The 6,752-nt window shown below is 60.1% G+C and carries 5 protein-coding genes; 1 reads left to right on the forward strand and 4 read right to left on the reverse strand.

Features of this window, described 5'->3' with window-relative positions; genetic code table 11:
• Positions 1-61: 61 nt before the first annotated feature.
• Positions 62-586, reverse strand: coding sequence for a peptide deformylase (gene def, locus NW820_RS08420; RefSeq protein WP_414330398.1), 525 nt, complete (start codon positions 584-586; stop codon positions 62-64).
• A gap of 52 nt (positions 587-638) precedes the next feature.
• A complete protein-coding gene (gene purF / locus NW820_RS08425) occupies positions 639-2,267 on the reverse strand; it encodes an amidophosphoribosyltransferase (RefSeq protein ID WP_414407231.1) in 1,629 nt (542 codons plus the stop codon).
• A gap of 258 nt (positions 2,268-2,525) precedes the next feature.
• Here purF and NW820_RS08430 point away from each other — a divergent pair, with 258 nt between their 5' ends.
• Positions 2,526-3,269 (forward strand): hypothetical protein, encoded by a 744-nt coding sequence (locus NW820_RS08430; protein WP_414407232.1) that lies wholly within the window; start codon positions 2,526-2,528, stop codon positions 3,267-3,269.
• A gap of 33 nt (positions 3,270-3,302) precedes the next feature.
• On the opposite strand, the gene NW820_RS08435 is transcribed toward NW820_RS08430, so the two are convergent.
• Entirely contained in the window at positions 3,303-4,700 is a 1,398-nt protein-coding gene (locus tag NW820_RS08435; RefSeq protein ID WP_011429583.1) for an aspartate aminotransferase family protein, read from the reverse strand.
• Between the two features lie 139 nt (positions 4,701-4,839).
• Positions 4,840-6,555 (reverse strand): succinate dehydrogenase/fumarate reductase flavoprotein subunit, encoded by a 1,716-nt coding sequence (locus tag NW820_RS08440; protein ID WP_414407233.1) that lies wholly within the window; start codon positions 6,553-6,555, stop codon positions 4,840-4,842.
• Positions 6,556-6,752 lie beyond the last annotated feature (197 nt).

The raw sequence follows: 6,752 nt of genomic DNA on the forward strand, positions 1-6,752 counted from the left end.
CCGGTGGCACAGAGGTTGCAGAGGCCGTCGTAGATAACCATGTAGGGCATGGTGGGATCCCTCAGGCGGGCTGACCCAAAATCTGGGCTTGGTACTGGGCTTCGGTAAGCAGTTGCCGAGGCTGCCGCTGCAGGAACACCCGACCCATCAGGTGATCGTATTCGTGCTGAAAGATCCGCGCCGGAAAATCCTGCCAGACCACCCTTTGCTGAACGCCTTCTGGAGTGTAATACTCCACCTCCACTTCGCGGGCGCGGGCCACCAGACCACGGCAATTGGGCACACTCAAGCAGCCTTCCCAACCCAGCACCTGGTCAGAACTGCAAGCCAGCAGACGGGGGTTAACCATCACCAAAGGCTGCATTTGCGGCGCTTCCGGGTAGCGGGGATTGGGACGAGAGGCCACGATCAGCACTTGGAGCAGGGATCCCACCTGAGGAGCAGCCAAGCCCACCCCCTGCGCCTCTTTCAGGGTAGCCAGCATACCTTCTATAAGATCCTGCAAGGCCGGCGTTTTGAACTCCGTCACCGGCTCGGCCACTTGCGTCAGGATGGGATCCCCCAATTGGCGTAGGCGAAAAGTCATGGCTTGCCCCAAGCAATTCTTCTTCTCAGTCTAGCGGGGATCCCTGAGCAGCCTAGCGGCTCTTGCCAGTAGCCACCAGTTCCAGGGCCAGCTTGGAGCGCTTCAGCCCTTCTGGGATGGGGATGGGGTAGTGGCCGGTAAAGCAAGCGGAGCAGAACGAGTTGGGATCCCGGCCCGTGGCAGCCAGCATGCCTTCCCAGCTCAGGTAGGCCAAAGAATCCACTCCAATCTTCTCGGCGATTTCCTCTACGGAATGCTTGGCGGCAATCAATTGATCCTGGTTGTCGGTATCGATGCCGTAGAAGCAGGGATGGGTAACCGGGGGGCTGGAAATGCGCATGTGGACTTGGGTGGCCCCCGCCTGGCGCAGGGCCTTGACGATTTTCTGGCTGGTGGTGCCCCGCACAATTGAGTCGTCCACAATAACAATCCGCTTCCCCCCCAGCACATCCTCCAGGGGGTTGAGCTTCATGCGAATGCCCCGCTCCCGCATGGATTGGGTGGGCTGAATAAAGGTGCGGCCCACGTAGCGATTTTTGATCAGCCCTTCGGTGTAAGGGATCCCCGACTGGCGAGCATAGCCAATGGCCGCCGGCGTGCCGGAATCGGGAACGGAGATCACCCAGTCGGCCTCTGCCGGAGCCTCCTTGGCCAGTTGTTCTCCCAGCCGCACCCGGTAGGAGTAGAGGCTTTCCCCGTGCATCCAACTGTCTGGGCGGGCGAAGTAGATCATCTCGAAGATGCACAACTTGGGGGTGGCCTCCGCCCAACGCACCGATTGCAGCCCCTGACGGCTGATCCACACCAACTCTCCCGGCTCCACCTGCCGCAGAGGGTCGGCCCCAATGATATCCAAAGCACAGGTTTCTGAAGCCAACACGTAATGCAGCGGCTCGGCCTCGGGGTGGCTGAGGGTGCCGTCGCTGCAGATGATCTCCAGCATCTCTGACTGCAGCAGCTCATCCAGAGCGGGGTTGCTGCTCAAAAGCCCCAACACCAGCGGACGCACCCCATAGGGATCCCGTGCCCCGATCAGGCCCTCTGGCGTGCCGATCACCAGACTAAAAGCCCCCTGACAGCGGCGCAAAGCTTGGCAAGTGGCCGCGATCCAATCTTGACCTTGGTTCACCGCCTGGGCAATGGCGTGGGCAATACACTCGGAGTCGGTGCTGCTGGTTAGGTGCCGGTCGGCGGCCTCCAGTTCCTTCCGCAGCTCTTCCGCATTGACCAAATTGCCGTTGTGGGCCAGAGCCAGCGGCCCCAGGCGAGTCTCCACGATCACCGGCTGAGCATTGGCCACGCGGCTGGATCCAGTGGTGGAGTAGCGGGTGTGACCAACCGCCAGATCCCCGGTCAGTTGGGCCAAGTTCACTTCATCGAAGACCTGGGAGACCAAGCCCATCGCCTTGTGAACCCGGCAAAAGGATCCCTCAAAAGTGGCGATCCCTGCCGATTCTTGGCCGCGATGCTGCAAGGCAAATAGGCCAAAGTAGGCCAGCTTGGCCACCTCCTCTCCTGGAGCCAGGATGCCAAAGACCCCGCAAGCCTCTTGCAGCTCTTCCCGGGCATACCCCGCCCCGCTGATGTTTTCTGAGGGGTACAGGGCATCAACGCCAACGGCAGTCTGCCCCTCTGCTTCTCCACAGCCAGAAGATGGTTCTGCTCCCGCCCTTGCTGCCATGGATCCTCGTCTTGCTGTCACGCTTACCAGTCTAACTCGGCCCAGGTCATTCCCCTCTATCTGGCTTCACCCCCAAAGGGGAAGTCCACAGGTGGGGTTTGCAAAAAGCTAAGACTCTATCTATAGTGTTAGCAGCGTGTAAGCGCTGCTGTGGCTGAGAAGCAGCCTGGCCGAGTTTTTGAGTTGGACACCACCAAGGCTCGGCTCTCCCAGAACCGGCAGGATCCCAAAGCTTTGTGTTGTGAGGAGTCAAACCCCATGAGACAGCAGCCCCATAGGTTCCGTCAGAGCTGGACGTTAGCAGCCTCCTCTGTAATAAGGGCCAGTGTAGCCGCTCTTCTGTCGTTGTCACTGGTGGCCTGCCAAGAAGATGCCGGCGAACAGCCTGCGGTTACCATCACGCCAATAGCGGTGGTGGCTCCAACGCCCACTCCTTTCCTCATCCCCAGTCCTGTCCCTACGCCGCCGCCCACCCCTCTGCCTACCCCGACCCCCACTCCCCTCTTGAATCCTTTCCCCACTCCCAGCCCCTCTCCCACTGCTTCCTTTGCAGCAGAGCCGCCTTCGATTGCCGTGGTGGCCCTGACGGACGCGCGACAGACGGTACCCTTCAACGTGCTGGTGGCCGTGACGACTCCTGCAGGTTTGGGGGCCGGCATCAGCTTCCGGGTGGAAATCCGACAAAGCCCCCTCACCCTCACCTTTGATTTCACTGCCGCTGCCGTCGGCTGTCAGCCCAACAGCAGAGCCTGCATTGGCACCATCCCCATCACCATTCCCACTTCTGCTCCCACCGGGGATTATGAGGTGACGGCAATGGTGGCGGATACCCAGGGCCGAATTGCTTCGGCCAAAGCTCCTTTACGGGTGTTGCCTGCGCCCAGTCCCTCCCCCTCGCCAACGCCGACCGGCACCCCCAATCCCTTTCCCTCGGTATCCCCTTCGCCCAGACCCAGTCCCTCTCCCAGTCCTTCGCCGACGCCCAGCCCCAGAAGCTTCTAACTCCCTCAGGCAGTCTCTCTTGTCGATTCAGGACTAAGGTAGCTCTTGAAGAACTCGCTTCAGGGTGGCGATCAGGTGTTCAATATGGGCTTCCTCGATGATCAAAGGCGGGGAAAGGGCGATGGTATCACCTGTAGTGCGAATCAATACCCCACGTTCGTAGCAGCGCAAAAAAGCTTCAAAAGCCCGCGCTGTCGGTCGGCCAGGGATCCCTTCCAATTCAATTGCCCCCACCAAGCCGAGGTTGCGCACATCGATGACATGAGGCAAGCCCCGTAGGGAATGGAGAGCCTCCTCCCAGAGGGGAGCGAGGTTGGCAGCCCGCTCGAACAAGCCTTCTTCTCGATACAGGTTCAGGGTAGCCAAGCCGGCGGCACTGGCAACTGGGTGGCCGGAGTAGGTGTAGCCGTGGAAAAACTCGATGGGGCTCCAGGACAGCGTCCTGCTGTTGTCCCCTGGACGGTGCAGGTCATCAGCGGAACCAGCAGCCTCCATGAAGGCGCTGTAGATCTCTTGCTTGACGATCACTGCGCCCATCGGGATGGTGCCATTGGTGAGGCCCTTGGCACAGCAAATCAGATCCGGCACCACTCCGAAATAGTTGGCCGCAAAAGGGGATCCCAGACGCCCAAAGCCGGTGATCACCTCATCGAAGATGAGCAGAATGCCGTATTTGTCGCAAATGGCCCGCAGCTTTTCCAAATAGCCCACCGGCGGCAGCAACACCCCCGTTGAACCGGCAACCGGCTCTACGATCACCGCTGCAATCGTGCTGGCATCGTGGAGAGCGACGATCCGCTCCAAGTCTTCTGCCAAGTGGGATCCCCAGCGAGGCAGGCCGCGGCTAAAGGCGTTTTGCTCCAGGTTGTGGGTGTGGGGCAGGTGATCCACTCCGGGAATGAGGCTGCCAAAAAACTTGCGGTTGTTGGAGATGCCCCCGACCGAGATGCCCCCAAAGCCAACGCCGTGGTAGCCCCGTTCCCGGCCAATCAGCCGCTGCCGGGATCCCTGTCCGCGTAAGCGATGGTAGGCGATGGCCATTTTCAGGGCCGTATCCACCGCCTCAGAGCCAGAGTTGGTGAAAAAAACGTGATCCAGTCCGGCAGGAGTGAGCTGGATGAGCTGCTCTGCCAGTTGAAAGGCTTTGGGATGGCCCATTTGAAAAGCTGGGGCGTAGTCCAGTTGGGCCACCTGCTGTTGGATTGCTTCCACAATCGGGGGACGACAGTGGCCAGCATTCACACACCACAGCCCGGCAGTCCCATCTAGGATTTGGCGGCCATCGTGGCTGGTGTAGTACATGTCTCGGGCGGCCACCAACAGGCGCGGGTTGGCTTTAAATTGCCGATTGGCCGTAAAGGGCATCCAAAAAGGCTCCAGATTCAGCTCCGCTTGCAGGGCGACGGCTGCTTTCTCCAGGGTTTCTTGCATGGCTGGCCCTCCGGCAGTAGACGAGATTTCAAGCTGGCGAAGATGGAATCCCTAGATATTGGATAATTTTGAAAGGGGCTCCATCCTGCTAACGGGAACGATAGAGCAATCCTAATCGGCCTGGGAGGCCTCTGGAAAGTTAGTATTTTCGCTCCTGAGGGGGAAACCGGGTGATCACCACGGGGCGATAGCTGATCTGAGGGGATCCCTCGCGAAAGGCAGCCAAGGTGTGTTGTAAAAACCGTTGATCATCCCGTTGGGGGTAATCTTCCCGCGCGTGGGAGCCACGGCTTTCCCGCCGTTCCAGGGCGCTGGCGAGGATCAAAGCCCCCACCGTCATGAGGTTGTCCAGCTCCAGCGCTTCGATCAGCTCGGTGTTCCACACCTTGCCCCGATCGTCCAAATGCAAATCCCGCTCGTAACGCTGGCGGATCTGTTGCCATGTTTGGATCCCTTCTTGGAGAACCGATTCGGTGCGGTAGACGCCGCAATGCTCGGTCATGCAATCTTGAAATTGCCGCCGCACCTGATCAATGCGGCTCTTCCCTGATCGTTCCAGGAGCCCGGCAATCCGGCTGGCGGCCTGTTTGAGTAGGGATCCCTCGTCCACTTTCGGCAAGGCTCGACCTCTGACGGCTTCTACCATGGCTGCCCCTGTGCGCCGCCCGAAAACAACGCACTCCAGGAGAGAGTTGCTGCCCAGCCGGTTAGCCCCATGCACCGAAACACAGGCCGTTTCACCGGCAGCGAACAGCCCTTCCACACGGGTTTGGGCATCCCGCAGTACCTGCCCCTCCACCGTCACCGGGATCCCGCCCATGCAGTAGTGCACCGTCGGTCGCACCGGAATGGGATCGACAACCGCATCGATGCCCAAGTGGCGATGGGCCTCCTCCCAACAGAAGGGCAGCCGAGTGTGGATCTTTTCTGCCCCCAGATGCCGCAGGTCTAAGTAGACAAAATCTTTGCCGTCAATACCGCGCCCGGCCCGCACCTCCGTGACAATTGCCCGCGACGTAATATCCCGTGGGGCCAACTCCATCTGGCTGGGGGCATAGGCGGCCATAAAGCGCTCCCCCTTCCCATTGATCAGATAGGCCCCCTCTCCACGCACTGCCTCTGAGATCAACACCCCCACCGGATACAGGCCCGTGGGATGAAACTGCACAAACTCCATATCCTGCAGAGGCAGGCCGGCCCGCGCCACCATTGCCATGCCATCGCCGGTGGAAGCAAAGTCGTTGGAAGTGGAGTTGTAGATGCGCCCATAGCCGCCTGTAGCCAACATAACCGCCTTGGCCCGCAGCACTTCCAGCCGTCCGCTGGCCTGCTCCAACATCACCACGCCCTGGACTTGGTTGTCCTCCAGGATCAGATCCAGCACATACCATTCGCTGTAGAGTTTGACCCCAAAGCGCTTGAGGTTGCTCACCAACTCGTGTAAAATCGCTTGCCCAGTTTTGTCGGCGGCATAGCAGGTGCGCGGGTGGCTGTGTCCCCCAAAGGCCCGCTGGGCAATGCGGCCATCCGGCAGGCGGGAGAACAAGACCCCCAGGTGTTCCAGGTCAATGATCACCTCAGGGGCTTCCCGGGCTAGAATCTCCACCGCATCTTGATCCGCTAGGTAATCGGATCCCTTGACGGTATCGAAGGCATGAGCCTCCCAGGAATCTTGCGGATCGACATTTTGTAAGGCGGCGGCAATGCCCCCTTGGGCTGCTACCGAGTGGCTGCGAATGGGATGGGTTTTGGACACCAAGGCCAGGTCGAGGCTGGGATCCCGTCGCATAACCTCCAAAGCCGCTCGGCAACCGGCCAGCCCTCCCCCGATGATGACAATGTCGTGTTCCAGCATGGATGCAGGCAAGCTCTCGCAAAGGATTCCGCCACAGCCAGGATGGCGTTTTCCCATTATGGCCGGCCCCAGCAGCCTCTCCAGCAGCACCTGAGTATAGCTCGTTATCAGCAGCGGTGCGGTGCCGTAGGCTTACCACTTTCTGCTGTAAACTACCCGACTCCGACCGCTAAAGCGGTACGGAGCGGGCTTTCAGT

The organism is Synechococcus sp. R55.7 (assembly GCF_047461955.1).
Lineage (GTDB): Bacteria > Cyanobacteriota > Cyanobacteriia > Thermostichales > Thermostichaceae > Thermostichus.

Coding starts and splice junctions, on each gene's coding strand:
- def (WP_414330398.1), bottom strand. CDS start 586: ATGACTTTTCGCCTACGCCAATTGGGGGATCCCATCCTGACGCAAGTG.
- purF (WP_414407231.1), bottom strand. CDS start 2,267: ATGGCAGCAAGGGCGGGAGCAGAACCATCTTCTGGCTGTGGAGAAGCA.
- NW820_RS08430 (WP_414407232.1), top strand. CDS start 2,526: ATGAGACAGCAGCCCCATAGGTTCCGTCAGAGCTGGACGTTAGCAGCC.
- NW820_RS08435 (WP_011429583.1), bottom strand. CDS start 4,700: ATGCAAGAAACCCTGGAGAAAGCAGCCGTCGCCCTGCAAGCGGAGCTG.
- NW820_RS08440 (WP_414407233.1), bottom strand. CDS start 6,555: ATGCTGGAACACGACATTGTCATCATCGGGGGAGGGCTGGCCGGTTGC.